The sequence below is a fragment of the Streptomyces johnsoniae genome, from assembly GCF_031845565.1.
GTDB classification, from domain to species: Bacteria; Actinomycetota; Actinomycetes; order Streptomycetales; family Streptomycetaceae; genus Streptomyces; species Streptomyces johnsoniae.
The window spans coordinates 133,427-156,325 of sequence record NZ_JAVREV010000015.1; the positions used below are offsets into that span (position 1 = coordinate 133,427).

24 protein-coding genes, 3 pseudogenes and 1 riboswitch are annotated in these 22,899 nt (G+C 72.6%); of the genes and pseudogenes, 13 read left to right on the plus strand and 14 right to left on the minus strand.

What is annotated here, in order from left to right; all coding sequences use genetic code 11:
* Positions 1 to 45: 45 nt before the first annotated feature.
* From RM779_RS24710 to wrbA, 3 genes are all read left to right on the plus strand, one after another.
* Positions 46 to 903 (plus strand): helix-turn-helix domain-containing protein, encoded by an 858-nt coding sequence (locus RM779_RS24710; RefSeq protein ID WP_311619952.1) that lies wholly within the window; start codon positions 46 to 48, stop codon positions 901 to 903.
* 38 nt (positions 904 to 941) lie between these two features.
* Positions 942 to 1,178, plus strand: coding sequence for a DUF397 domain-containing protein (locus RM779_RS24715; RefSeq protein WP_077062325.1), 237 nt, complete (start codon positions 942 to 944; stop codon positions 1,176 to 1,178).
* Positions 1,179 to 1,337: 159 nt separating this feature from the next.
* A complete protein-coding gene (wrbA, locus tag RM779_RS24720) occupies positions 1,338 to 1,952 on the plus strand; it encodes an NAD(P)H:quinone oxidoreductase (RefSeq protein WP_311619953.1) in 615 nt (204 codons plus the stop codon).
* A 135-nt stretch (positions 1,953 to 2,087) separates the two neighbouring features.
* On the opposite strand, the gene RM779_RS24725 is transcribed toward wrbA, so the two are convergent.
* The 3 genes from RM779_RS24725 to RM779_RS24735 form a co-directional block, all read right to left on the minus strand.
* Complete coding sequence (locus tag RM779_RS24725; protein ID WP_311620029.1) at positions 2,088 to 3,605, minus strand: MDR family MFS transporter; 1,518 nt, start codon at positions 3,603 to 3,605, stop codon at positions 2,088 to 2,090.
* 162 nt (positions 3,606 to 3,767) lie between these two features.
* A complete protein-coding gene (locus RM779_RS24730) occupies positions 3,768 to 5,246 on the minus strand; it encodes a cation:proton antiporter domain-containing protein (protein WP_311619954.1) in 1,479 nt (492 codons plus the stop codon).
* A gap of 3 nt (positions 5,247 to 5,249) precedes the next feature.
* A complete protein-coding gene (locus tag RM779_RS24735; protein WP_077062328.1) occupies positions 5,250 to 5,477 on the minus strand; it encodes a potassium transporter TrkA in 228 nt (75 codons plus the stop codon).
* 156 nt (positions 5,478 to 5,633) lie between these two features.
* Here RM779_RS24735 and RM779_RS24740 point away from each other — a divergent pair, with 156 nt between their 5' ends.
* Together RM779_RS24740 and RM779_RS24745 are read left to right on the plus strand one after the other, a co-directional pair.
* Positions 5,634 to 8,360 (plus strand): alpha/beta fold hydrolase, encoded by a 2,727-nt coding sequence (locus RM779_RS24740; RefSeq protein WP_311619955.1) that lies wholly within the window; start codon positions 5,634 to 5,636, stop codon positions 8,358 to 8,360.
* A complete protein-coding gene (locus RM779_RS24745) occupies positions 8,360 to 9,211 on the plus strand; it encodes an ABC transporter permease (RefSeq protein WP_311619956.1) in 852 nt (283 codons plus the stop codon). The genes RM779_RS24740 and RM779_RS24745 overlap by 1 nt, the downstream gene beginning before the upstream one ends.
* A 120-nt stretch (positions 9,212 to 9,331) precedes the next feature.
* Here the strand turns inward: RM779_RS24745 and RM779_RS24750 are convergent, their stop codons facing one another.
* From RM779_RS24750 to pip, 7 genes and pseudogenes are all read right to left on the minus strand, one after another.
* The gene (locus tag RM779_RS24750; RefSeq protein WP_311619957.1) at positions 9,332 to 9,706 is read right to left on the minus strand and encodes a VOC family protein; all 375 of its coding nucleotides are present in this window, start codon (positions 9,704 to 9,706) and stop codon (positions 9,332 to 9,334) included.
* 112 nt (positions 9,707 to 9,818) lie between these two features.
* Positions 9,819 to 10,199, minus strand: coding sequence for a VOC family protein (locus RM779_RS24755; RefSeq protein WP_311620030.1), 381 nt, complete (start codon positions 10,197 to 10,199; stop codon positions 9,819 to 9,821).
* 118 nt (positions 10,200 to 10,317) lie between these two features.
* Positions 10,318 to 11,514 carry a glycosyltransferase family 4 protein gene (locus RM779_RS24760; RefSeq protein ID WP_311619958.1) on the minus strand — a complete coding sequence of 399 codons (1,197 nt, stop codon included), beginning with the start codon at positions 11,512 to 11,514 and terminating at the stop codon, positions 10,318 to 10,320.
* Positions 11,511 to 11,954, minus strand: a complete 444-nt coding sequence (locus RM779_RS24765; RefSeq protein WP_311619959.1) for a hypothetical protein — start codon at positions 11,952 to 11,954, stop codon at positions 11,511 to 11,513. Before RM779_RS24765 ends, RM779_RS24760 begins: the two co-directional genes overlap by 4 nt.
* Entirely contained in the window at positions 11,951 to 12,892 is a 942-nt protein-coding gene (locus RM779_RS24770; protein WP_311619960.1) for a sulfotransferase family protein, read from the minus strand. Before RM779_RS24770 ends, RM779_RS24765 begins: the two co-directional genes overlap by 4 nt.
* A gap of 321 nt (positions 12,893 to 13,213) precedes the next feature.
* Positions 13,214 to 13,987: pseudogene (locus RM779_RS24775) on the minus strand (sporulation protein); the annotation flags it as partial.
* A gap of 87 nt (positions 13,988 to 14,074) precedes the next feature.
* The gene (gene pip, locus RM779_RS24780) at positions 14,075 to 15,034 is read right to left on the minus strand and encodes a prolyl aminopeptidase (RefSeq protein ID WP_311619961.1); all 960 of its coding nucleotides are present in this window, start codon (positions 15,032 to 15,034) and stop codon (positions 14,075 to 14,077) included.
* A gap of 82 nt (positions 15,035 to 15,116) precedes the next feature.
* On the opposite strand from pip, the gene RM779_RS24785 reads away from it, so the two are divergent.
* The 5 genes from RM779_RS24785 (at position 15,117) to RM779_RS24805 (ending at position 18,013) form a co-directional block, all read left to right on the plus strand.
* Positions 15,117 to 15,614 carry a MarR family winged helix-turn-helix transcriptional regulator gene (locus RM779_RS24785; protein WP_311619962.1) on the plus strand — a complete coding sequence of 166 codons (498 nt, stop codon included), beginning with the start codon at positions 15,117 to 15,119 and terminating at the stop codon, positions 15,612 to 15,614.
* Positions 15,611 to 15,985: a hypothetical protein gene (locus RM779_RS24790; RefSeq protein WP_311619963.1), complete on the plus strand. Its 375-nt coding sequence runs from the start codon at positions 15,611 to 15,613 to the stop codon at positions 15,983 to 15,985. Before RM779_RS24785 ends, RM779_RS24790 begins: the two co-directional genes overlap by 4 nt.
* 332 nt (positions 15,986 to 16,317) lie before the next feature.
* Positions 16,318 to 16,974, plus strand: a complete 657-nt coding sequence (locus tag RM779_RS24795; protein WP_311619964.1) for a DUF3105 domain-containing protein — start codon at positions 16,318 to 16,320, stop codon at positions 16,972 to 16,974.
* Positions 16,971 to 17,576: a DUF305 domain-containing protein gene (locus RM779_RS24800; RefSeq protein WP_394813384.1), complete on the plus strand. Its 606-nt coding sequence runs from the start codon at positions 16,971 to 16,973 to the stop codon at positions 17,574 to 17,576. The genes RM779_RS24795 and RM779_RS24800 overlap by 4 nt, the downstream gene beginning before the upstream one ends.
* Before the next feature lie 125 nt (positions 17,577 to 17,701).
* Complete coding sequence (locus RM779_RS24805) at positions 17,702 to 18,013, plus strand: GNAT family N-acetyltransferase (RefSeq protein WP_311619965.1); 312 nt, start codon at positions 17,702 to 17,704, stop codon at positions 18,011 to 18,013.
* 20 nt (positions 18,014 to 18,033) lie between these two features.
* Here RM779_RS24805 and RM779_RS24810 read toward each other — a convergent pair whose 3' ends face one another.
* Positions 18,034 to 18,549, minus strand: coding sequence for an RNA-binding S4 domain-containing protein (locus RM779_RS24810; protein ID WP_394813387.1), 516 nt, complete (start codon positions 18,547 to 18,549; stop codon positions 18,034 to 18,036).
* Between the two features lie 140 nt (positions 18,550 to 18,689).
* Positions 18,690 to 18,816: riboswitch (cobalamin riboswitch) on the plus strand.
* Between the two features lie 136 nt (positions 18,817 to 18,952).
* Between RM779_RS24810 and RM779_RS24820 the strand changes: the two are divergent.
* Both RM779_RS24820 and RM779_RS24825 read left to right on the plus strand, forming a co-directional pair.
* Positions 18,953 to 19,498, plus strand: a pseudogene (locus tag RM779_RS24820) (ABC transporter ATP-binding protein); the annotation flags it as partial.
* A 455-nt stretch (positions 19,499 to 19,953) separates the two neighbouring features.
* Complete coding sequence (locus RM779_RS24825; RefSeq protein ID WP_311619967.1) at positions 19,954 to 20,352, plus strand: hypothetical protein; 399 nt, start codon at positions 19,954 to 19,956, stop codon at positions 20,350 to 20,352.
* Between the two features lie 17 nt (positions 20,353 to 20,369).
* Here RM779_RS24825 and RM779_RS24830 read toward each other — a convergent pair whose 3' ends face one another.
* The gene (locus tag RM779_RS24830; RefSeq protein ID WP_311619968.1) at positions 20,370 to 21,137 is read right to left on the minus strand and encodes a hypothetical protein; all 768 of its coding nucleotides are present in this window, start codon (positions 21,135 to 21,137) and stop codon (positions 20,370 to 20,372) included.
* A 148-nt stretch (positions 21,138 to 21,285) separates the two neighbouring features.
* Positions 21,286 to 21,519, minus strand: a pseudogene (locus RM779_RS24835) (mycothiol transferase); the annotation flags it as partial.
* Between the two features lie 61 nt (positions 21,520 to 21,580).
* Here RM779_RS24835 and RM779_RS24840 point away from each other — a divergent pair.
* On the plus strand, positions 21,581 to 22,270 hold the full coding sequence (locus tag RM779_RS24840; RefSeq protein WP_311619969.1) for a hypothetical protein: 690 nt from the start codon (positions 21,581 to 21,583) through the stop codon (positions 22,268 to 22,270).
* 22 nt (positions 22,271 to 22,292) lie between these two features.
* Here the strand turns inward: RM779_RS24840 and RM779_RS24845 are convergent, their stop codons facing one another.
* Positions 22,293 to 22,892: a GrpB family protein gene (locus tag RM779_RS24845; RefSeq protein WP_311619970.1), complete on the minus strand. Its 600-nt coding sequence runs from the start codon at positions 22,890 to 22,892 to the stop codon at positions 22,293 to 22,295.
* Positions 22,893 to 22,899 lie beyond the last annotated feature (7 nt).

Genomic DNA, 22,899 nt, shown 5'->3' on the forward strand with positions numbered 1-22,899 from the left:
TCTTCCGTACATGGTGGAGACGAAGTCGGCGCTGTAGGAGGCGACGTGGCAGAGGCACGGTCGGGGCCGACCGTGGGACAGATCGTCCTCGGGCTGCGCCTGAGAGATCTGCGGGAGCGGGCCGGTTGCTCGTTCGCCGACGCCGCCGCGGCGCTCAGCGTCAACACCACCACCGTACGGCGCATGGAGAAGGCGGAGGTCGGCCTCAAGCCGCTCTACGTCAAGGCACTGCTGGAGCGCTACGACGTTCCGCCCGCCGAGGGCGAATCGTTCCTGCGGTTGGTGGAGGAGGCGAACCAGCCGGGCTGGTGGCACCGCTTCCGCGACGTCCTGCCCGACTGGTTCAGCCTCTACGTGAGCCTGGAGGGCGAGGCCAGTCTGATCCGTGCCTACGAACCGCACTGTGTCCCCGGCCTGTTGCAGACCGAGGACTACGCACGCGTCCTGCTGCGGACCGGCTTCCCGAACGCCCCTCAGAAGGAGGTCGAGCGCCGGGTCGCGCTGCGCATGGAGCGTCAGGATTTGCTCTCCCGGTCACGGGCCCCGCTGCTGTGGGCCGTGGTCGAGGAGCAGGTGCTGCGCCGCCGTGTCGGAGAGCCCTCCGTCATGCGCGGGCAGATCGACCGGCTGATCGAGGCGACGGCATTGCCGAACGTCACGTTGCAGATCATGCCGTTCAGTGCCGGTCCGCATCCCGGCATGTTCGGGCCGTTCCAGCTGTTCCGATTCGAGATCCCGGAACTGCCCGACATCATCTACGCGGAGAGCTTGACCGGCGCGGTCTACCTCGACGAGCGGCCCGACACTGTGGCCTACCTCGAGGTGCTGGACCGCTTGGGTGCGCAGGCCGCACCGGTTCACGACACCGAGGCGATTCTCGGTGCGATTCGCAAGGAGCTCTGACCCGGATGACTGACGACAAGCGTCAACCGACTCACCCGATGGGACATATATACAACGGCATGCCCGCTGGTGAGCTTGGGAACGAGGGCTGGCGCAAGCCGTGGAGCGGCCCGAACGGCGGCAACTGCGTGGAAGCGCTGAAGCTGGCCGACGGCCGGGTGGCCCTGCGGCAGTCCACCGACCCCGAGGGGCCGGCGCTGATCTACACGGTGCACGAGATCAAGACATTCATCAGCGGAGCAAAGCGCGGAGAGGCGGACTTCCTGTTCGCCTGACGGGCGGGGCGACCCTGGCCCGGCCCTTGGAACGGTTCTCGGCCGCGGAGCAGCGCAGCAGCGCAGCTCGGCGGCCTTTTCGGTGTCCGGGTGGAGGAGCGGGCGCGCTTCAGTTTAAGGTTCAACGGTGAACCGGACCGACCCCGAGAAAGGTCATCCATGAGCACACCCGTCAAGCTCGCCGTCATCTACTACTCGGCGACCGGCTCAAGCGCCGCCCTCGCGAAGGAGATCGGCGAGACCGCGGAGAAGGCCGGCGCCGAGGTGCGGCTGCTGAAGGTCACCGAGCTGGCCCCGGCCGAGGCCATCGCGAGCAACGAGGCGTGGGCCGCGCACGCGGCGGCGAGCGCCGGCACCCCGGAGGCGACGCCGGCGGACGTGGAGTGGGCGGACGCCGTGATCTTCGGCACGCCGACCCGGTTCGGCAACGTCTCCTCGCAGCTCAAGCAGTTCCTCGACCAGCTCGGCGGGCTGTGGGGCCAGGGCAAGCTGGCCGACAAGGTCTACAGCGGCTTCGTCACCACGGCCACGCGGCACGGCGGGCAGGAGTCCACGCTGCTGGCGCTGTACAACTCCGTGCACCACTTCGGCGGCATCCTCGTCGCCCCGGGCTACACGGACCCCGTCAAGTTTGTGGACGGCAATCCGTACGGCACCTCTCACGTCGACGCCCAGGGCAGCCTCCCGGTCGACGAGGACGCGCTCGCCGCGGCCCGGGTGCAGGCCGCCCGCGTCGTCAAGGTGGCCGCCGCGCTGAAGGCCGAGGGCGCCTGACGTTCCGACTCCGGTCCCGGCGGCGCCCCCCGGCCGCCGGGACCGGGCCTTTCCGAACGGCCGGCCTGGTCGGCCCGGCGCCTGGTCGGCCCGGCGCCTGGTCGGCCCGGCGCCTGGTCGGCCCGGTCGGCGGCGTCAGGCGGAGCCGCCGCCGGTGGTGGTCTTCAGCGCCGTCTCCTTGATGAAGAGGGTGAGCAGCAGCGCGATCAGGGCGCAGGGCGCCGCGAACAGGAAGATGTCGGCGACCCCGTGCCCGTAGGCACTCTCGACCGCGGTGCGCAGCGGTCCTGGCAGCCGGTCCAGGTCGGGGATGGCGCCGCTGCCCGTGGCGCCCGAGGCGGCCTCGGCCTGGGGCCCGCCGAGCCGGGCCAGGCTGTCCTCGGTGTAGCCGGCGACGCGGCTGGCGAGCAGGGCGCCGAGCGCGGAGACGCCGATGGCGCCGCCGAAGGAGCGGAAGAAGGCGACCACGGAACTGGCGGCGCCCAGGTCCTTCGGCTCCACCTGGTTCTGCGTGGCGAGCACCAGGTTCTGCATCATCATGCCGATGCCGAGGCCCATCAGCGCCATGAACGAGGCGACCTGCCAGTACGGGGTGTCGTAGCGCATGGTGCTCAGCAGCCCCATGCCCGCCGTGACCAGCACCCCACCGCTGACCAGCCAGTACTTCCAGCGCCCCGTGCGCGTGATGAACTGCCCCGAGACGGTGGAGGAGACGAAGAGCCCGGCGATCATGGGGATCGTCATGACGCCGGACATGGTGGCGGACTGGTTCCGCGCCAGCTGGAAGAACTGGCTGAAGAAGACCGTGCCGCTGAACATCGCGATGCCGACGAAGAGGGACGCGACGGAGGTGAGGGCGATGGTCTTGTCGCGGAAGAGGCGCAGCGGAATGATCGGGTCGCTCGCCCTGGTCTCGACCACCAGGAACAGCGCGCCCAGCAGCAGCGAGCCGCCGACCATCGCGGCCGTCTGCCAGGACGCCCAGGCGTAGCGGTCGCCGGCCAGCGTCACCCATATCAGCAGCAGCGAGACCGCGGCGCTGACCAGGGCCGCGCCCGCCCAGTCGATCCGCACCTCACGCCGCACGACGGGCAGCCGCAGCGTTCGCTGGAGGACCAGCAGCGAGGCTATGGCGAACGGGACGCCTATGTAGAAGCACCAGCGCCAGCCGAGCCACGGGGTGTCGGTGATGACGCCGCCGATGAGCGGGCCGCTGACGGTGGCCACGGCGAACGTGGCGCCGAGGTAGCCGCTGTACCGGCCGCGTTCGCGTGGCGAGATCATGGCGGCCAGGATGACCTGCGAGAGGCCGACGAGCCCGCCGACTCCGAGCCCCTGTACGACGCGGACGGCGATCAGCATGGCCGGGCTCTGCGAGAGTCCGGCGACGACGGAGCCGCCGACGTAGATGATCAGCGCCGTCTGGATCAGCAGCTTCTTGCTGAACAGGTCGGCAAGCTTGCCCCACAGCGGCATCGAGGCGGTCATCGCCAGCAGGGTCGCGGTGACGACCCAGGTGTAGGCGGACTGTCCGCCGCCGAGGTCCCCGATGATCTGCGGCAGGGCATTGGTGACGATCGTCGAGGAGAGGATCGCGGTGAACATGCCGAGGAGGAGCCCGGAGAGGGCCCTCATGATCTCCGGGTGCGTCATCGGCGCCGCTTCCCCGGGCGCGGTCCGCGGCGGTACGGCCTCGGCGGGTGTCGGCGGTTGCTTGCTCTGCGTGGTCAAACGGGCTCCCTGTAGTGGCTCTCCGTTTGCGACGATACGACAAGGTGCTTAGTACACGTAACGAATTGGTGAAAGCTTTAAGCCTTACCGCTGTGCGCCCAGCGGCGCCCGTACCAGCGTCTCGTCGGGGAAGCACCAGCGCCAGTCCTCGCCCGGCTCGAGCGACTGGATGATCGGGTGCCCCGACTCCCTCGCGTGCGTGCTCGCGTGCCGGTGGGGCGAGTCGTCGCAGCAGCCGACGTGCCCGCAGGTGACGCACAGCCGCAGCTCCACCCAGTCGTCGCCGAGCGCCTCGCACGCCGCGCAGACGTCCACGTCGGTTCTGGTTACCCGGATCTGGTCCAGGTGCGTGCAGGACGTGCTGATCGTCTCCTCCCGCACATACCGCCACCCCGGCCGCAGCACCCGGTCCGGCATGATCCGCGCCAGGTACCGGGAGTGCGTCGCGAGCAGCGGGCTGAGCACCGCCAGCAGCAGTACGTACAAGGCGATGAACGGGCCGATCCGCTCGTCGAGCCCCGCGCCCACCGCCAGCGTCGCCAGGATCAGCGAGAACTCGCCCCGGCCGAGCACCGTGAGTCCGATGTTCGCCGCCGCCCGCTGGTTGAAGCCGAACAGCCGGGCCGTCACGATCCCCGCCGAGACGTTCGCCAGCAGGGTCACGCAGATCGCCACGGCCACCGGCACCGCGACCGCGCCCATGTCCGCGATGTCGATCGTCAGGCCGAACGTGACGAAGAACACGGCCGCGAACACGTCCCGCAGCGGCAGCACCAGCCGCTCGACCCGTTCCCTGATCTCCGTCCGCGACACCACCAGGCCGATCATCAGCGCCCCGATCGCATCCGAGACGCCGACCTCCTGGGACAGCCCGGCCACCAGCACCACCAGCCCGACCGTCAGCACCGCGAGCAGCTCGTCCTCCCGGCTGCCGATCAGGGCCGCCACGGCCCGCGCCCCGTACCTGGCCACCGCGAACAGCAGGACCAGGAAGCCGAAGCTCACCGCCACGTCCTCCGCCAGCTCAGCGGGCGACTCCGCCGCCGAGAGCACCGGCGAGAGCAGCGCCAGGTAGAAGGCGAGGAACAGGTCCTCGATCACGATGATCCCCAGGATCACCGGCGTCTCCGCGTTCGTCAGCCGGTGCAGCTCGATCAGCAGCTTCGTGACGATCGCCGAGGACGAGATGCCCAGCGCGCCGGCGAGCACGAGCGCCTCCGAGCCGCCCCAGCCCAGCGCGAGACCGAGCAGCAGCCCGGACGTCACGTTCAGCCCGATGTAGCAGGCCGCCGCCACGAACAGCCGCCGGCCGCCGCCCACCACCTGGTCAAGCGGGAACTCCACCCCCAGGTGGAACAGCAGCAGCACGAGACCGAGCGCCGCGAGCAGCGACAGCTCACCGGGGTGATCGACCAGCACGGGCCCCGGCGTGCCGGGGCCGAAGGCGATGCCCACCAGCATGTAGCAGGGCACGGACGGCAGTCCGAAGCGGCGGGCCAGGCGCGCCAGCAGGCCCGCGAGCAGCACGGCCGAGCCGAGCCCGACCAGATCGGCGTGCTCCACGCCTCACGCCTCGAAGAACGTGGCCGCGAGCACGGCGCCCACCTTGCGCGCCTGCTCCTCCGACAGCTCGATCACCGCCGTCGGGTCGGCGGAGTCGGACGCGAAGACGTAGAGGTCCCGCACCCCTCCCGACCGCATCACCACCGAGATCCGCTGATCCGCGCGGCCCAGATCGATGTCGTACCGCTTGCCGACCCCCGGCAGATCCTGAACGTGTACTCCCTGGCCCATGGTGCCTCCCGAACGATTACCCCAACTCGGTGCGAACCCCCCGATTCTCCCCCGGGCCGCCCGCCGCCGCGGCGACCTGGCACCGTGTCCGTGTGCCCCGGACCGATTGGGTAGCGTGGGGAGATCGTCGGCCGTCTCGAAGGGACCCCCCGGCACATGAGACTCCGCTGGCCGCGCCGTCGGCCCCGCGGGCGCGGGCGCCTGATCGCCGGTGCCGCCGCCCTGGTCCTCCTCGCCGGCGCGGGCACCTGGAGCGTGCTCGCCGACGGCGGCGAACGGACCGTCAACCGCCACGACCGCGCGTTCGACCTGCCCGAGTCGCCCGGTGGCGAGGACACCGTGCGGATCGACACCTCCTACTTCACCGCGGGCCCCGCGGACGAACGGCGCCCGGCCGTGCTCCTCGGCCACGGCTTCGGCGGCAGCAAGGACGACATGCGCCCCCAGGCCGAACGGCTCGCCCGCGAGGGCTACGCCGTCCTCACCTGGTCCGCCCGCGGATTCGGCGCCTCCGGCGGGCGCATCGGGCTGAACGACCCGGACGCCGAGGTCGCCGACGTTTGGCACCTCATCGACTGGCTCGCCGAACGACCCGAGGTCGCGCTCGACGCCGAGGGCGACCCCCGCGTCGGCCTCGCCGGCGCCTCCTACGGCGGCTCCATCGCCCTGCTCGCCGCCGGCCACGACCCGCGCGTGGACGCCATCGCCCCGCAGATCACCTACTGGGACCTGTCCGAAGCGCTGTTCCCCGGCGGCGTGTTCAAACGTCTGTGGGCCGGCATCCTGTTCACCACCGGGTCCACCGAGGCCGGCTACCTCGACGAGGCCGCCGAACCCCTGCCCGATCCGGGCTGCGGCCGGTTCACCGCCGAGCTGTGCGACCTGTACGAGCGGGTCGCCGTCTCCGGCGAGCCCGATGCCGAGGCCCGGCGGCTCCTGCACGAACGCAGCCCCGCCGCCGTCGCCGACCGCATCGACGTGCCCACCCTCGTCGTCCAGGGCCAGCACGACTCGCTGTTCCCCCTCGACCACGCCGACGCCATCGCCCGCGCCGTCCAGGACAACGGTGCCCCCGTCGCCGTCGACTGGATCTGGGCCGGGCACGACGGCGGTATCTCCGAGGCCGACCGCGTCGAGGGCCGCGTCACCGACTGGTTCGACCGCCACCTGAAGGGCGACACCGGAACCGACACCGGGCCCGCCTTCCGCGCCACCCGCGTCACCGGCTTCGACTCCACCGACGGCGCCACGCTGCTGCGCGGCGCCACCGGGGAGACCTACCCCGGCCTGACCGCCGCCCGGGAAACGGTCGAACTCGCCGGCGAGCCCCAGACGTTCGTCAACCCGGCCGGCGGCTCGCCGCCCGCGGTCTCCGCCATCCCCGGGCTCGGCGCCCTCAGCGAGGCGACCGCCCTGGGCTTCGGTGTCTCCCTCGACTTCCCCGGCCAGTTCGCCCAGTTCGAATCCGAGCCGCTGAGCGAGACGGTCCGCGTCACGGGAACGCCCACCGTGCGGCTGCACATCCGCTCCGACGCGCCGTCCGCCGTGCTGTTCGCCAAGGTCTACGACATCTCGCCCGACGGCTCCCAGCAGTCCCTGCCCGCCCAGCTCGTCGCACCCCTCCGCGTCGAGAACACCGACCGGGGCCGGACGGTCGACGTGCCGCTGCCCGCCGTCGACTACCCCTTCGAGGCCGGGCACCGCATGCGTCTGGTGCTGTCCACCACCGACCTCGGCTACGCCTCGCCCGCCGAGCCCGCCACCCACACCGTCTCCCTCGCCGGCCCAGGACTGACCGTCCCCACCGCGCCCGGCGTCACCACCGGCGGCACCCCGCTGCCCTGGTGGGCCTGGGGCCTGCCCCTCGCGGGCGCCGTCATCGCCGCCGCCCTGCTGCTCACCGGCCGCCCCTCGGCCCGCACCCCGGCCCCCGACCCGCAACTCGCCGACGTTCCGCTGCAGATCACCGACCTGTCCAAGCGCTACGCCGGGTCCGCCGACCGCTACGCCGTCCGCGACCTGTCCTTCCGGGTCGCCCGCGGCCAGGTGCTCGGGCTCCTCGGGCCCAACGGCGCGGGAAAGACGACGACGCTGCGCATGCTCATGGGCCTGATCACGCCCGACGCGGGCGACATCCGCGTCTTCGGCCACGCCATCCGGCCCGGCGCCCCGGTGCTCTCCCGTGTCGGCGCCTTCGTCGAAGGCGCCGGCTTTCTGCCCCACCTCACGGGCCGCGCCAACCTGGAGCTGTACTGGCGCGCCACCGGCCGGCCCGCCGCCGACGCGCACCTGGCCGAGGCCCTGGAGATCGCCGGTCTCGGCGGCGCGGTCGACCGCGCGGTGCGCACCTACTCGCAGGGCATGCGGCAGCGCCTCGCCATCGCCCAGGCCATGCTGGGCCTGCCGGAACTGCTCATCCTCGACGAGCCGACCAACGGGCTCGACCCGCCGCAGATCCGCGCCATGCGGGAGGTGATGACCCGTTACGCCGCGGACGGCAGGACCGTGATCGTCTCCAGCCACCTGCTCGCCGAGGTCGAACAGACCTGCACCCACCTCGTGGTCATGGCCGAGGGCCGGCTGGTGCAGGCCGGGCCCGTGGCCGACATCGTCGGCCACGGCAGCACCCTCCTCGTCGGCACGCCCCGGCCGCTCACCGACGCGCTGATCGAGCAGGTCGCCGCCCTGCCGGGCGTGACGTCCGCCGGGCGCGCGGAAGGCGGGCTGCTGATCCGGCTCGACGCCGGGGCGAGCGAGGAGGACGACACCGGACGGGCCGCCGCGCTGCTGGCCGAACTGGTCAGGCTCGGCATCCCCGTGCACAGCCTGGGCCCGCACCGCCGCCTCGAAGACGCCTTCCTCACCCTCATCGGAGGTGCCTGATGACCACGGCCCTGGACGCGGCGCCCGGCTACCGCCCCCACCGCACGCTCCCGCTGCGCGTCGAGGCGGTGCGGCAGCTGCGCCGCCGCCGCACCCTGGTCGTCGCGGCGCTGCTGGTGGCGCTGCCGTTCGTCGTGGCCGCCGCCTTCGCCGTCGGCGGCGAGCCCGGCGGGGACCAGGAGAGCACCCTGCTGGACACCGCGACCGTCTCCGGCGCCAACTTCGCCGCCACCTGCCTGTTCCTGGCCACCGGCTTCCTGCTGGTGGTGCCCGTCGCCCTGTTCTGCGGCGACACCATCGCCGCCGAGGCCAACTGGTCCTCGCTGCGCTACCTGCTGGCCGCGCCCGTGCCGCGCGCCCGGCTGCTGACCGCGAAACTGGCCGTGGCGCTGCTGTTCAGCGCCGCCGCGATGGCCGTGCTGCCGCTGGTCGCCCTCGGCGTCGGCTCGGTCGCCTACGGCTGGGGCCCGCTGGTGCTGCCCACCGGCGGCTCACTGGGCGCCGGGGACGCCGCGGCCCGCCTCGCCGTCGCCGTCGGCTACGTCTTCGTCAGCCAGCTGATCACCGCCGCCGCGGCGTTCTGGCTCTCGACGGTCACCGACGCGCCGCTCGGCGCGGTCGGCGGCGCCATCGGCCTCACCATCGTCGGCAGCATCCTCGATGCCATCACCGCGCTCGGCTCCTGGCGCGAATTTCTGCCTGCCCACTGGCAGTTCGCCTGGGCGGACGCACTTCAGCCGGACCCGGAGTGGGGCGGCATGATCCGCGGTTCGGCCGTCTCGGTGGCCTTCGCGCTCGTCCTGTTCGCCCTCGCCTACCGCGGCTTCCGCACCAAGGACATCGTCTCCTGAACGGCCCGCACCTCGAAGGACGCACCCCTGCCGGTCCGTCTTCCGCGGTGCGGCACAGAGGGCCGGGAGGGTGGCGGGGACGGCGGCCGGGCCGACGCCCGGAACCGCCGATCGCCGCCGCTACCGCGGGCGCGGAGCGAAGATCCGGAACGTGTTGCCTTCCGGGTCCCGGAACACGACCCAGCGGACACCATCCTGCTCGAAGTCACCGACACGCTCCGCGCCCAGCGCCGCCACCCGGTCGGCCTGCTCCGCCCAGTCGTCCGCCCCGCCCAGATCGAGCATCAGGCGGTTGTCACCGACGGCGAGCTCACCGGCTGGCTGGTGGAACATCCAGGTCGGGCCGTCCCCTTCGAAGCCGATCGTCGCGAACGCCGGCGACGCCCCCTCGTCGACCGATCGCATCAGCACGCCCGCCCAGAAACCCGCCAGCGCCGCCGCGTCACGGCAGTCGAAGGAGTACATGCCCACCTTCATGCTGTTTCGCGAGTCCATGTCCTTCTCCCTTCCATCCGATTGGCACTCGCGAGTACGGACTGGCCGCGCAGCCGGAACTCATCGCGCAACGTCGGCACACGCCACCGCGACGTCCCGGTGGACGCCCCCGTCAGAGCGGGGCGAGGCGGGCTTTGAGCAGGCAGAACTCATTGCCTTCCGGGTCGGCCAGGACATGCCACTGCTCGTCCCCTGTCTGGCCGATATCGGCCGGGCGCGCACCGAGTGCCAGAAGGCGTGTCAGTTCGGCGTCCTGGTCGCGGTCGGTGGCGTTGACGTCGATGTGCAGCCGGGGCTTCCCCTTCTCCGGCTCGTCCCTGCGGCTGAGGATGATCGTCGGCTGCGGACCGCCGAACCCTTCGCGAGGCCCGATCTCCAGCGTGCCGTCGTCCTCGCGATCGAGCACGACGAAGTCCAGAACCTCGCACCAGAACCGGGCCAGCACCTCAGGGTCGCGGCAACCGAGCACGAGTTCACTGATACGACATGCCATGACAAAACCTGCTCTCAGCCTGGAAACCGCCGGGGTGGCCACACGCGAACCTCATGGGCTCCCGGCAGTGAAAACGACCCCGAGACCGTACCGGACGGGGCGAGCACGGGCGAAGCCATTACAGGCCCCGGTGGGCGCGGCGTTCGGCGAGCAGGTCGTCGAAAAGCTCCGTCCACTGTCCGCGGATCGCCTCGGGGGAGTACCGTTCCACGGTGCCGAGCGCCGCGTCGCCCATCCGTGCGCGCAGGCCCTCGTCGCCCATCAGCCGCCGCATCCCCTCGGCCAGCGCGGGCACGTCGCCCGGCGGCAGCAGCAGGCCCTCCTTGCCGTCGCTGATGACGTCCGCCGGGCCCGTCGGGCAGTCGTAGCTCACCACGGGCAGACCGTGCGACATCGCCTCGATCAGCACCATCGGCAGCCCCTCGTACCGCGAACTGAGCACGTACATCGACGCCTTGGCCATCTCCTCGTCCAACTGGTCGGTGCGGCCCATCAGGAGGACGTGGTTGTAGAGGTGGTGCTCGTCGATCAGCGCGCGCAGCTGGTCGTGCCGGTCGCCGGTGCCGTAGATGCGCAGCTGCCAGTCGGGGAACTCCTCGATCAGCCGCGCGAACGCCTCGATCAGCAGGTCGAAGCCCTTCTGCGGCCGGAGCCTGCCGGCCGCGAGCGCGATGTGCGAGGCGCACGTCGACGGCTTCTGCCGCAGGGAGTGCACCGCGTTGGGGATGCGGGTCACCCGCGTGCCCGGCGCCATGCGCAGGTAGTCCTCCCGGTCCCTGGACGTCAGCACGGCGACGGCGTCGAGCCGCGGGTAGCAGCGGATGATCGCCGCGCGCAGATCCTCCTTGTGCGTGCCGAGATTGACGTGTTCCTGAGCGACGCGGATCACGCCGCCGGTCGCGTACTCGGCGGCGAGAATGTTCAGCGCGGGGCGGGTGGTGACCACGATGCCGTCGCGCAGCTCCGACAGGTAGTGGATCACCGCGAGTTCGATCTGCCGGTTGATGGCTTTGTGGCCCGGTTCGCTGAACGGGATGTGCCGCGGGGGCCTGGATGCGAGCCGGGCGGTGCGTCTGGCCCGGTACCGGCCGAGCACCCCGCGCGCGTGCGGCGCGCGGGCGCCGGGCCGCAGGTCGGCCAGGGTGCGCAGCCGCACGCGCGAGTCGACGGCGAAGTGCGGCTTGTCCCGGCGCCGCAGCACGCTGACCAGCTCCACGTCGTGGCCCGCCGCGGCCATCGCGTTCGCCTGGGTGATCACGGTCCGGATGGTGCCGCCCATGCCGTACGCGTGCAGCAGCAGGTAACGGATCTTCATGGTGCCGGTGTCACCTCGACCGAGAGGTTGTCCTTGATGGTGTAGTACGGCTTCACCAGCGCCGTGCCGTCGCCGAAGGCGACGGACTGCCCGGGAAAGACCATGATCTTCTTCTTGCCCTCGATGTCGTCCAGCATCCGCCCCACCCGCAGCCGTTCGCGCGCGCCCGAGGCGGGCTCCTGCGAGAAGTACAGGTCCCAGCACGCGGGCAGGGCGACGCCCTCTGGCGCGAGATCGGCCGCGGGCAGGGCCACGTCGAACGCCGGCCCGTCGAGCGGCGCCGGGTAGCGCAGCACGTGCTCCGGCACGTTCCGCAGCACCAGCAGCAGCGTCCAGGGCGCCGCCGCGCTGCCGACCGGGTCGTGGCCGTGCAGCGCGCCGACGAGGCGCAATCGTCCGTCGCGCGGCCAGACCTGCGCGAGTTCCGCGTGGGCCCTCATGCCGTCCGCCGCCCCGCGGTGGCGCCGCCCGCCGGATAGCCCCAGGCGGCGCAGATCGGGTGCAGGGGAGCGGGAACCTCGCCGGGCGCGGGGAGCGGGCGGCCGTCCTGCACGCTGCCGCTGCGGATCTTCTCCTTCCAGTCGCCGAGACCCTTGACCGGTTCGCCCGAATTGTGGTCGCCGTAGTCGAGCAGCTGCGGCTCCCAGGGCACGTCGAGGAAGGCGCAGATGCCCTTCAGGGCGGAGGCCGGGTCCTCCGTCAGCTCCTCGTAGCGGACGGTGTGCCCGGTCAGGTGGTCCCTGGCCCGCTCCACGGCGTTCATGAAGCGCAGGGAGTCGAGGACCGCGTGCTCGGGGCTGCGCCTGACCGGGTCCGCCTCGTGCCACGACCTGGCGATGGACGCCGGGTGGCGGAGCAGGAAGACGAATCTGGCGTCCGGCCAGCAGGCGGCGATGCGCTCGTGGACGAACGCGTTGCCCGGCGTCTTTTCCACCAGGAAGGTTTTCCCCGACTTCACCAGCTCGCGGTGCAGCAGCCGGTCCCACAGCAGGTGTTCCGCGTCGCCGCGGCCAAGTCCGAGCGCGGCGAGGGATTTTTCGGCGAGCCCGGTGGCGAAGTGCACTTCGAGCCGGCGGAAGTGCAGTTCGTGCGGGGCGTGCAGCTGGGAGTGCCCGTTGAGCATCATCCGCAGCAGCGTCGATCCGGAACGCACCGGCGCGATGATGAACACCGGGCGGCGCAGCAGCCGGTCGGCGCCGGAGGCGGCGGGCCGTCGGTAGGCCGGGGCCCCGGCCCGCGGCTTGCGCGGGGGGACACGCCCCGGCGCGCGGGCGGGGGCCGAGCCGGCGCGCTGCCCGGCGTGGCCCCTGGGCACGCGGCGCACCTGGAATCCGGTCGCGGAACCGAGCGCGGCGTTGAGTTTCCTGAGCAATGTCATGGCCTACGAGGCTAAACACCAACCCGGGCCCGGACAACGGATGTCGGTGCGTACGCGTTCATACACCAGAAATACTGCGATCGGTAATTCCGTACCCGCCAAGCGGGTTGTTTCCCTTGTGGCGCTTGGGCCCCTGAGTGGCGCGTGCGGCGCTCGGCCGTCATAAGGGACGCGCGAATTGCACACAAAGGAGTGATGGCCCGGGAGTTTCGACCCGGGACGTGAACCTCCCCCAGGACCGGAGTCCGGGGGGAGGTCAGGAGGCGGCCGGGTGGCCGGGTGGCCAGGCGGCCGGGCGGCCGGGAGGTCCGGGCCGGGTCAGCGGTGGCGCTGGGCGAGCTGCTGCACCCACCCGTCCACCTGCGCGGTCCAGTTGACGCCCGCCGCGTCGGCGTGGCCGACGACGTGGCGGTTGAGCGCGTCGCCGCCGCCGGAGAACAGGCCGCCCCGCTTGTCCGCCTCCAGCACGATCTCCACGCCGCCCGGCGAGCCGAGGAACGTCAGCTCGATCTCCCGGATGGCGTGCGCGTACTGGCCGGGCGGGGTCAGCTCGATCTCCTGGTAGAACGGCAGCGTCTGCCCGGTGCCGCCGATGCGGCCCAGCTCCAGGTCGGCCGACTTGAAGCCGAAGCCGAGCTGCGCGAACGCGTCCAGGACGGCCTGCTGCACCGGCATCGGCCGCACCAGCAGCGGGTCCAGGTCGCCCTGGTCAAGGGCGCCGGCCACCGCCAGCTCGGTCCGCACGCCCAGGGATACGCCGATCTGGCGGCCGTACACCTCGTTCACCGGCGTCTCCCAGGGCACGCCGACGGAGAAGGGGATGGCGAACCTGGCACCCTCGGTCAGCTTGAATCCGCCGCCGACGACCTCGCGGTGGAAGACCACCGTGCCCTGCGTCTCCACGTCCTCGGCCTCGGACTCCACCCGCGCCACGAAGTCGAGGGTGACCTGCGTGATCTCCGTGTCCATGGTGCCGCCCTCCACCAGCACCTGACCCGCCAGTGCGGCGCCGGGCACGACGGCCCCGCCGTTCAGCACCGTGTCCACCGAAGGACCGCCCACTCCCAATGCGCCGAGAAGCTTCTTGAACACCATCCCGGTCCCCTCCCTCTCATTCGCTGCTCGTCCGTGTCGGCGCCTGGCCCGCGGGCAACGTGCCCGCGGGGCCGCGGCGATCCCACGCTACCGGTGCGCCTGCGCGGCGAACCGGTCGGTGGCCGCAACGAGCGCGCGGGCCAGCCCGGGACCGCGGCCGTGGCCCGAGTCGCCCACCATCGTCAGTTCGCTGCCCGGCCAGGCGTGCGCCAGCTCCCAGGGCGTGCCCAGCAGGTTCCCCGGGTCGAGCACCCCCTGCACGAGCGCGCCGGGCACGCCGGACAGTTCACCGGCCCGGCGCAGCACCTCGCCCTCGGGCAGCCAGGAGCCGTGGCTCCAGTAGTGGGTGACGATGCGGGTGAACGCCATCCTGAAGTCGGGTGCGGCATAACGGGGGTTGGGGCCGCCCGAGCCCACGTCGAAGGCCTCCTCCCAGTCGCACCAGTCCCGCGCGGCCCGCTCCCGAACGGCCGGGTCCCCGGCGCGCAGCAGCCGCGCGTAGGCGGTCGGCAGGTCGCCGTCGCGGTCGGCGGCGGGCACGCCGGACAGGAAGCGTTCCCAGGCCGCGGGGAAGTACTGGCCGAGGCCGCGGGTGAGCAGGTCGGTCTCCGCCCGCCGCCCGGTGGCCAGGCCGGAGAGCACCATCGCGGCGACCCGGTCCGGCCGGCGCAGGGCGTGGAGCAGCCCGAGCACGCACCCCCAGGAGCCGCCGAACACCAGCCACCGGTCGATCCCGAGGTGATCGCGCAGCAGGTCCATATCGTCCAGCAGGCGGTCGGTGGTGTTGGTGCCGAGTCCGGTCGCCGGGTCGGCCGCGTGCGGCGTGCTGCGTCCGCAGCCGCGCTGGTCGAACAGCACCAGCCGGTAGGCCGCCGGGTCGAAGTACCGGCGCGCGCCCGGCGTGCAGCCGGAGCCTGGCCCGCCGTGCACGACGACGGCGGGGACGCCGTCGGGGTTGCCGCAGGTCTCCCAGTACATGCGGTGGCCCTCGCCGACGTCCAGCATCCCGTGGGCGTACGGCTCGATCTCCGGATACAGCGCGCTCATCGTTCCCTCTTCTCTCCGGCTTCTCTCCGCGCTCCGCCAGTTATCACAGCACTCATACAACAGCGCTGTGATATTACGGGGCATGGCCTCCCCCTACGCCGTCTCCGGCCTCGGCACCCGGCTGCGCCACCTCCTCGACCAGCTGGAGTCCGACGTCGCGACGCTCTACCCCGCGCTCGGCCTCGACGACTACCGGCCCCGCTTCACGCCCGTCGTGCGCGCCCTCGTCGCCCTCGGCCCCCGCTCGATCCGCGACCTCGCCGCCGCTATCGGCGTGACGCACTCGGCGGCCAGCCAGACCGTGGCCCAGATGAGCCGCCGCGGGCTCGTCACGCTCGAAGTCGGCAGCGACGCCCGGCAGCGCGTCGTTCACCTCACGGAACGGGCCCGCGCGCTGCTGCCCGCCCTGGACGCGGAGTGGGCCGCGGTGGAGGCCGCACGCGCCGACCTGGAAGCCGAACTGCCCTACCCGCTCGGCGAACTGCTGACCGCACTGGAAGCCGCCCTGGAACGGCGGCCGTTCCGTACACGCATCGCCGCTGCGTCCGCAGGGGCTCATGAGTACGATGACGGGCGATGATACGAACACACAGGGGTCCGGCCGGCGCCACGCGGCGTACCGCCGTGTCCGCCTGTGTACTCGCCGTCGTCGCCCTGCTGTGCGCCATCGGGCTGTGCACGCCCTCCGCGGCCCACGGCGGCGGAGAGGGGCCGCGGCTCCACACGAGCATCGAGCCGGACATGGACTACGAGGAGCCGGGGAGCAGCTGCCACGGCGGCCCCGGCATGCCGGCCGACCCGGTGCCCCCGCCGCCCGTCCCGCTCCACGTGCCCGCCCCCGACCCGGTCCCGCGCGCCGCACTCGACTGCGCCGCGCCGGGCCCGGCCGGGCCCGTACACGACGCCGTGCCGTCCGTGGACCTGCACCGCCTCCAGATCCAGCGCACCTAGGCCGTGTCGTTCGGATCTTCGCGGGGCCGCGCCGCCGGCTACGGCACCTCTCCCTCCTTGCCCGCCACCGGGCAGGAGGGGCCCAGTTGTCGCATCGCGCGAGTACGTCCCCCAGACTCCGTCCGGGAGGTACCCCCACATACGAGCTGCGATACTCCTCCCCCAGCCGCCAGGCTGGGGGAGCACCGCATCCAACGACGCGGCCTGATCCACGAAGATCCAAACGACACGACCCAGGGCGGGAACGTGACGCCGCCCCACCGGGTCGCGCGCCGGTCGTGCGCGCCCGTGCACCACACCCCCCGTTCCCCTCTCTCGCCGAGGACGTTGCCATGGCTGCCAAGAAGAACAAGAAGAGCGCCGCTGTCGGGCGCCGCGAGAAGATCGAGGAGGCCCGCCGTAGGGAGCGGGCCCGCGATCGCCGCAACCGCCTGCTGACCATCGCCGCGAGTGTCGCCATCGTCGTCGCCCTGGTCATCGGCGGCATTTTCATCGTCTCCTCCTCCGAGGACGACGACGGCGACAACACCGCCCAGCCAGGCGAACCGGCGGACATCACCGGTGTGGAGACCTGGTCGGACCTCGCCCGCGACCACGTCGAGGGCGAGGTCGACTACCCGATGAACCCGCCGGCCGGCGGCGAGCACTCCCAGGTGTGGATGAACTGCGACGCGGACGTCTACGAGGACGAGATACCGAACGAGAACGCGGTGCACTCGCTCGAACACGGCGCCGTGTGGGTCACCTACAACGACACCGCCGCGGAAGCCGACCTGGAGACCCTCAGCGAGCGCGTCTCGTCCACCTCCTACTCCCTGATGAGCCCCATGGCGGACCAGGAGTCGCCGATCACGCTCACCGCGTGGGGCGCGCAGCTGCAGCTGGACACCGCCGACGACCCGCGGGTCGCCGAGTTCTTCGACTCCTACGTGCAGGGTCCCCAGACCCCCGAGCCCGGTGCCGCGTGCACGGGCGGAATGTCGCAGTGACCGGCCGCCGGGCCCTGGTGGCGGCCAGCGGCCTCACCGGCCTGGTCGCCGCGGTGCTCATCGCCGTGTCGGCGTTCGTGCCCACCGCCGAGGACGATCCGGGGGAGGACTCCGCGGACGTCGGCTTCGCCCGCGACATGGCCGTTCACCACCAGCAGGCCGTCGAGATGTCGTTCATCGTCCGCGACCGCACCGACGACGAGGAAGTGCGGCTGCTCGCCTACGACATCATCAACACCCAGGCCAACCAGCGCGGCATGATGCTCGGCTGGCTGGAGAACTGGGGGGCGAGCAAGAGCACGAACACCCCCATGGTCTGGATGCCGGGGCACGAGGGCGGCGGTCACGGCGGCGGCGGCCCCATGCCCGGCATGGCCACCGACGAGGAACTGGACGCGCTGCGCGAGGCCGAGGGCCGCGACGCCGAGGTCCAGTACCTGGAGCTGATGACCGTGCACCACCGCGGGGGCGTGGACATGGCCGCGGCCGCCGTGGCACGGGCCGACACCGAGGAGATCACGCGCCTCGCGGCCGGCATGGTCGAGGCGCAGGAGTCCGAGATCTCCCTGATGGCGGACATGCTGGAGGAACGCGGCGCCTGACACGTGTCAAAACGCCGCGCGCGGAAACTCGGGTACCGCCCGATGCCGCCGGCCCGGGACCGCGTTACCCGGCTCCGGGCCGGCCGGCTTCCACGCGGGGCACGTCAGGCACGCGAGGAGCGCCCATGAGCAGCACCAAGGCCACGGTCCGCGACAATACGGACGCCTCCCGCTTCGAGGCGTGGCTCGACGGTGAACGGGCCGGCTTCGCCGACTACCTGCGCACCGGCGACCTCGCGGTGTACCCGCACACGGAGGTGGCCGAGGGCTACGAGGGCCGCGGCGTCGGCAGCAGCCTGGCCAGAACGGCGCTCGACGACGCGCGGAGCCGCGGGCTCCGGGTGCTCGCGCCCTGCCCGTTCATCTCCGGCTGGCTGGAGCGGCACCCCGAGTACCACGACCTCGCCTACCGCAGCGGCAGCCGCGTGACGGACTGATACCGCCGGGACGCGCGGCGCTACCGCCCCCGCAGCCGCTCCATCTCGCGGCGGTCGCGTTTGGTGGGCCGGCCCGTGCCCCGGTCGCGCACCGGCAGCGCCGCCGTGACCTCGCGGGGCGGCGGCGGAGGGCTGTTGTCCACGAAGCACTCGGCGGCGACGGCCGCGCCGACCCGCTTGCGCAGCAGCCGCGACACCACGACGAGCCGCTCCCGGTCCGGCTGCCGCACCCGCACCTCGTCGCCGGTCCGCACCGGGTGCGCGGGCTTGACCCGCTCGCCGTTCACCCGCACGTGCCCGGCCCGGCACGCCGCGCCTGCCGCGGACCGGGTCTTGGCCAGCCGGACCGCCCAGATCCACGCATCGACCCGCACGCTCGTCGCGTCCTCACCCATGCCTTCGACTCTAGCCCTCCCGGTCCCTGCCCGGCCCGTCCCGGCGCCTCCGGCGAGCCCGGCGCCGAGGACTCCGCGGAGCCGGGGGAGACGCCGGGCGCGGAAACCGAAGGGGCCACGCCATCCCCCGGCGGCACCCAGGCCCCTGGCCCCGCGCCCACGGAGGCCGCCGAATGGTCGGGCGAGGACGAGGAGTTCGCCCAGGAACAGGCCGAGGGGACCGAGACCTGAACTCACGTCTGCCGCAAGGCAGATCGACAACCGCATACGCGTACGGCCGAGGGAAGCCGGTGAGAATCCGGCACTGACCTGCAACCGTGAGCGGCGCCCGCCTGGGTGCCGTGAGTCGGATCACTCGCGCCGCACGTGAGACCGCTTCCCACTGTCACGGACCGCGGCGTGGAGACCCCGCCGACCTGTACCCCTCGCTCACCCCGCTGTCCTGGCCCGAGGTGCCCGCGCTCCCGGCGCTCGCCGTGCTCGCGGGGCTGCTGCCCGCCGTCCTCGCCCCGCCGCCGCTCCCGCAGCCGAGGGAGGCCGTCGCGTGATCGTCTTCGGCGAGGTGGGCTTCGCCTACCACGGTGCACAGCGCCCGGCCCTCAGCGGCGTCCGCCTGCACATCGGCGAGGGCGAACTGTGCCTGGTCGCCGGCCGCACCGGCGCCGGGAAGTCCACGCTGCTCGGCGCGGTCAACGGACTCGTGCCGCGCTTCACCGGCGGTCGGCTCTCCGGCCGCGTCACCGTCGCCGGGCAGAGCACGCAGAGCCGTTCCCCGCAGGAGTTCGCGCACTTGGTCGGCGTGGTCGGCCAGGACCCGCTCGCCGGCTTCGTCACCGACACCGTCGAGGAAGAACTCGCCTACGGAATGGAGCAGTTGGCGGTCGGTCCCGACACCATGCGCAAACGCGTCGAGGAGACCCTCGACCTGCTCGGCATCGCCGACCTGCGGCACCGCCCCCTGCGCACCCTCTCCGGCGGGCAGCAGCAGCGCGTCGCCATCGGCTCCGTCCTCACCGCCCACCCCGCCGTCCTCGTTCTCGACGAGCCCACCTCCGCCCTCGACCCGACCGCCGCCGAGGAAGTGTACGCGTCGTTCGAGGACTACCTGGTGACCGAGATAGCCGGGCACGCCCAGACCGCCGACTACTTCTACCTGATCACCGTCAACGGGACCGCCACCTCGGTCGGCGGCTGCCAGTTCCTCCTCGACGAGGGCGACGACGTTGCGCTCACCTGGACCGAGGCCGAGTAGACCGCGGCCGCCCGCCGGGCCGCACGGGCGGGTGAACGCTCCCCCGTTCACCCGCCCCGTCCGGGCTCCGCGCGGCGAACACCGCGGCGTTCCCGACGCCGACGAGCGTCGCCGCCCGGCTTGGGCATCGTCGGACCCGGCCGCCTCGACCACCGTGGCCGCGTCGCCTGCTGCGGGACACCCCCGCGGCCCCTGGTCACGCCCCGGAGCCTTGGCCCTCCGGTCCTCCCAGCCGCCCGAGGCCATCCGCAGTCTGAGAGAGTATCCGGCAATACCGCAGCCGGAGGGGCCAAGTGACCACTGGGACAAGGATGTTGAGCGCCGCGACGCTGGTCGTTCTGCTGGGTGCCACCGCCTGCGGCGCCGAAGAGCCGGCGCCACCGGACGGCGACGGCCCCCGGCCCGTCCGCACCCGGGAGGACACCCCGCCCGCCCCGGAGCCGGAGTCCGAGCTGACCGAGCCGTCCCCCAGGGAAGACCTGACCACCCCCCTGCCACCGCCGGAGCCGACGCCGCAGAGCCCCGAGCCCACGCGGACACCGCCCCCGGCGGCGGAGACGCCCCCGCCCCCGGAACCGCCCGCCGAGCCGACCGGGCCCCAACTGCGCCCGGAGGACTGCGAGATCGGCGACGCGATCTGGGACGACTACCTGCGGCAGCTGTGCGAGGAGTACATGACCGGCGCCGGGTAGGACGTTGGGCCAGGACCTCAGGGCCGCAGGAACTCCAGGTCGATGCCCCAGGAGTCCAGGACCCCGCCGTGCCCGCCGGCGCGGGCCGCGCGTTCGACATCCGCGAACAGGCCGCGCTGCGCGGCCGGATCGCCGTCGGCGAGGATGCGGCGCAGCCGCGGTAGCAGCCGTTCCGCCGCCCAGCCGCGCCCCAGCGGCCGGCGCGACAGCTCCCACTCCAGGAACTTGTTGTAAGGCCGGACCCGGCCGTGCAGCGCGAACAGCACCTCCAGCGCGAACGGGACACTCTCCGCCGCGTCGAAGTGCGCCAGCGCGCCCCGGCCGTCGCGGTGACTCTTCAGGGACCGGTAGACCTGGTTGATGTACGCGTCGAGGTAGCCGGCCGCCTGCTCCGCCGCCTCCGCCGCCGTCAGCGTCCGCTTCCGGTCGAGGATGTCCGCGATGCCCCCGCCGAGGCGGTCGGCCAGCACCCGCGCGTGCACGTACGCGTAACGGGACCAGCTCTGCGGGTCGCCGGGCAGCCCGCGCCTACGGAACTCGGCGAGCTTCAGCACCACCAGGTCCAGCTGGTCCGACCGGTAACCGTCCAACGCGTCGAAGGCGGACGGCCCTTCGTCGCCGGTGACGACGTGCACGTCGAAGTCGGAGCGCACGGTCGGCATGCCGTCATGGGCCCGCGAGCCGGACAGGACCACCCCGAGGACGGTCGGATCGGCCTCGGCACGCGCAAGGAACGCGGCCAGGGTGGTTTCGGCGTCGGCGCCGGGGGTGAGGTCGTACTCCACGGTGAGAACTCCACGTCGATGTGTCCGCGGCCCGGCGGGCCACGGATGCCTGATCCATGTCGACGTCCGTGGCCGCACGACGCGGCCACCGGGGGATTCACCTCACACCGCGGACGCTACCCGCGACCGCCCGCGCCACGGAAGCGAATTAGACGCCCACCGCTCCGTCGATGCCCTCGCGCAGCAGGTCGGCGTGCCCGTTGTGCCGCGCGTACTCGTGGATCAGGTGCAGCATCACCAACCGCAGCGACACCGTCTCGCCGGTTCTGGTGTGCCGCCCGGTCACCTCCAGCGACTCCGCCGCCGCCTCGACCCGCCGTGCGTGCGCCACCTCCGCCTCCCAGGCCGCGAACACCTCAGCGGAAGTGTCCGCCTTGCTGGCAGCATCGCGCACGGTTGCCGCCCGTACCCGGCTGTGCCGAATCGCCGCGCACATGGCGGGCATGACCGCGATCGTGCTCCACGACATGGGGGCGCACCGGGAAAGCACCCGCTGGTTTCATACCGCGGGCCGTGCCGCAGCGGAGAGCGGGGACCGCGACCTGCACGCCTGGGTGCTCGGCCGCGAGGCGATGGTGCCGCTCAACTTCGGGGCCGCGGCGGTCGCCGGACAGATCACCGAGCAGGCGCGCGCAGTGGCCGCCGGACGGGCCACCGCGGCCACCGCACTGGTCACCGTTGTGGCGGCCCGTGCACACGCGGCTCGTGGTGACCGAGCGGCGGCGCTGAGCGCAATCGACGAGGCCGAAGGGCTCCTGAGCCGTTTGCCCAGCGACCAAGCCGCCGATACGTGGTTCGGCTACCCGGAGCAGAAGCACCACGTCCATCTTTCGCAGGCACTCACCCTCCTCGGCGAGACCCGGCGTGCGTACGCGTCACAGGACCGGGCTCTGCAACTGTCCCGGCGCCCCAGCGTGATGACGCGCAGCCTGATCGCTCTGGACCGGGCGGCCTGCCTCGCACACAACGGTGAACGTGGCGAGGCCGCCCGTATCGCGGGTCGTGCGTACGACGAGCTGCCCGCCGCACACCGGCAGGGCCTCACCCGTACTCGGGCCCGGTCGGTGTACGCGGCGGTCAGCGGCGTCCCCGATGCCCAGCGGCTACGGGAGGTGCTGGAGGCTGCCGCCTGACGCCGCACGCCCGCGTACGGCGTCAGGCGGCGCCGTGCAGGGCGCGCGCGAGAATGGCTTCCACCACCTCGGACTTGGCGTCCGCGTAGTGCTGCATGTACGTCCACTCGCGCTGTGCGAGGCGGCGTTTGGTCGCGGCGTACAGCTCGCGGTCTCCCGCGTGTGCCCGCAGCCGGTCGCGGAAGCGCAACATTCGGCCGGCCTCCGCGCAACCCTCGGGCAGCACATGCAGGTTGACCGCCCCGGCGGCGGGCGCCGGGTCCTGCTTGCGCAGGACGCGGTGCTCGTACCACTCCGGCTCCCGCACGGCCAGCCGGTAGCCGACGGCCGTGAGCGGGGGCACGTAGGCGGCCTCGTCGGCGGGGTCGGGCACCAGCAGCAGCATGTCGATGACCGGCTTGGCGGGGAGCCCGGGCACCGAGGTCGACCCGACGTGCTCCAGGCGCCGCACCAGCCCGTTCAGCCGCTGCCCGACCAGCGCGGCTTCCTGCTCGTACACCGCCGGCCACGCCGGGTCGTAGTCGGCGATGCCGACGCGGCCGTCGACCCGCGAGGGCTCCCCGACGCTCGCCGCCTCGATCTCCGCGTCCGTCATCGGCGTGCGCCGCCTGTCCTCGTCCACGTGCCGC

Bases quoted from the DNA above. Each gene is read 5' to 3' on its own strand.
- RM779_RS24740 (WP_311619955.1), top strand. From the start codon at position 5,634: ATGAGACTCCGCTGGCCGCGCCGTCGGCCCCGCGGGCGCGGGCGCCTG.
- RM779_RS24805 (WP_311619965.1), top strand. From the start codon at position 17,702: ATGAGCAGCACCAAGGCCACGGTCCGCGACAATACGGACGCCTCCCGC.
- RM779_RS24725 (WP_311620029.1), bottom strand. From the start codon at position 3,605: ATGACGCACCCGGAGATCATGAGGGCCCTCTCCGGGCTCCTCCTCGGC.
- wrbA (WP_311619953.1), top strand. From the start codon at position 1,338: ATGAGCACACCCGTCAAGCTCGCCGTCATCTACTACTCGGCGACCGGC.
- RM779_RS24790 (WP_311619963.1), top strand. From the start codon at position 15,611: ATGATACGAACACACAGGGGTCCGGCCGGCGCCACGCGGCGTACCGCC.
- RM779_RS24770 (WP_311619960.1), bottom strand. From the start codon at position 12,892: ATGACATTGCTCAGGAAACTCAACGCCGCGCTCGGTTCCGCGACCGGA.
- RM779_RS24735 (WP_077062328.1), bottom strand. From the start codon at position 5,477: ATGGGCCAGGGAGTACACGTTCAGGATCTGCCGGGGGTCGGCAAGCGG.
- RM779_RS24785 (WP_311619962.1), top strand. From the start codon at position 15,117: ATGGCCTCCCCCTACGCCGTCTCCGGCCTCGGCACCCGGCTGCGCCAC.
- RM779_RS24755 (WP_311620030.1), bottom strand. From the start codon at position 10,199: ATGGCATGTCGTATCAGTGAACTCGTGCTCGGTTGCCGCGACCCTGAG.
- RM779_RS24765 (WP_311619959.1), bottom strand. From the start codon at position 11,954: ATGAGGGCCCACGCGGAACTCGCGCAGGTCTGGCCGCGCGACGGACGA.
- RM779_RS24750 (WP_311619957.1), bottom strand. From the start codon at position 9,706: ATGGACTCGCGAAACAGCATGAAGGTGGGCATGTACTCCTTCGACTGC.
- RM779_RS24795 (WP_311619964.1), top strand. From the start codon at position 16,318: ATGGCTGCCAAGAAGAACAAGAAGAGCGCCGCTGTCGGGCGCCGCGAG.
- pip (WP_311619961.1), bottom strand. From the start codon at position 15,034: ATGAGCGCGCTGTATCCGGAGATCGAGCCGTACGCCCACGGGATGCTG.
- RM779_RS24760 (WP_311619958.1), bottom strand. From the start codon at position 11,514: ATGAAGATCCGTTACCTGCTGCTGCACGCGTACGGCATGGGCGGCACC.
- RM779_RS24840 (WP_311619969.1), top strand. From the start codon at position 21,581: ATGACCGCGATCGTGCTCCACGACATGGGGGCGCACCGGGAAAGCACC.
- RM779_RS24745 (WP_311619956.1), top strand. From the start codon at position 8,360: ATGACCACGGCCCTGGACGCGGCGCCCGGCTACCGCCCCCACCGCACG.
- RM779_RS24715 (WP_077062325.1), top strand. From the start codon at position 942: ATGGGACATATATACAACGGCATGCCCGCTGGTGAGCTTGGGAACGAG.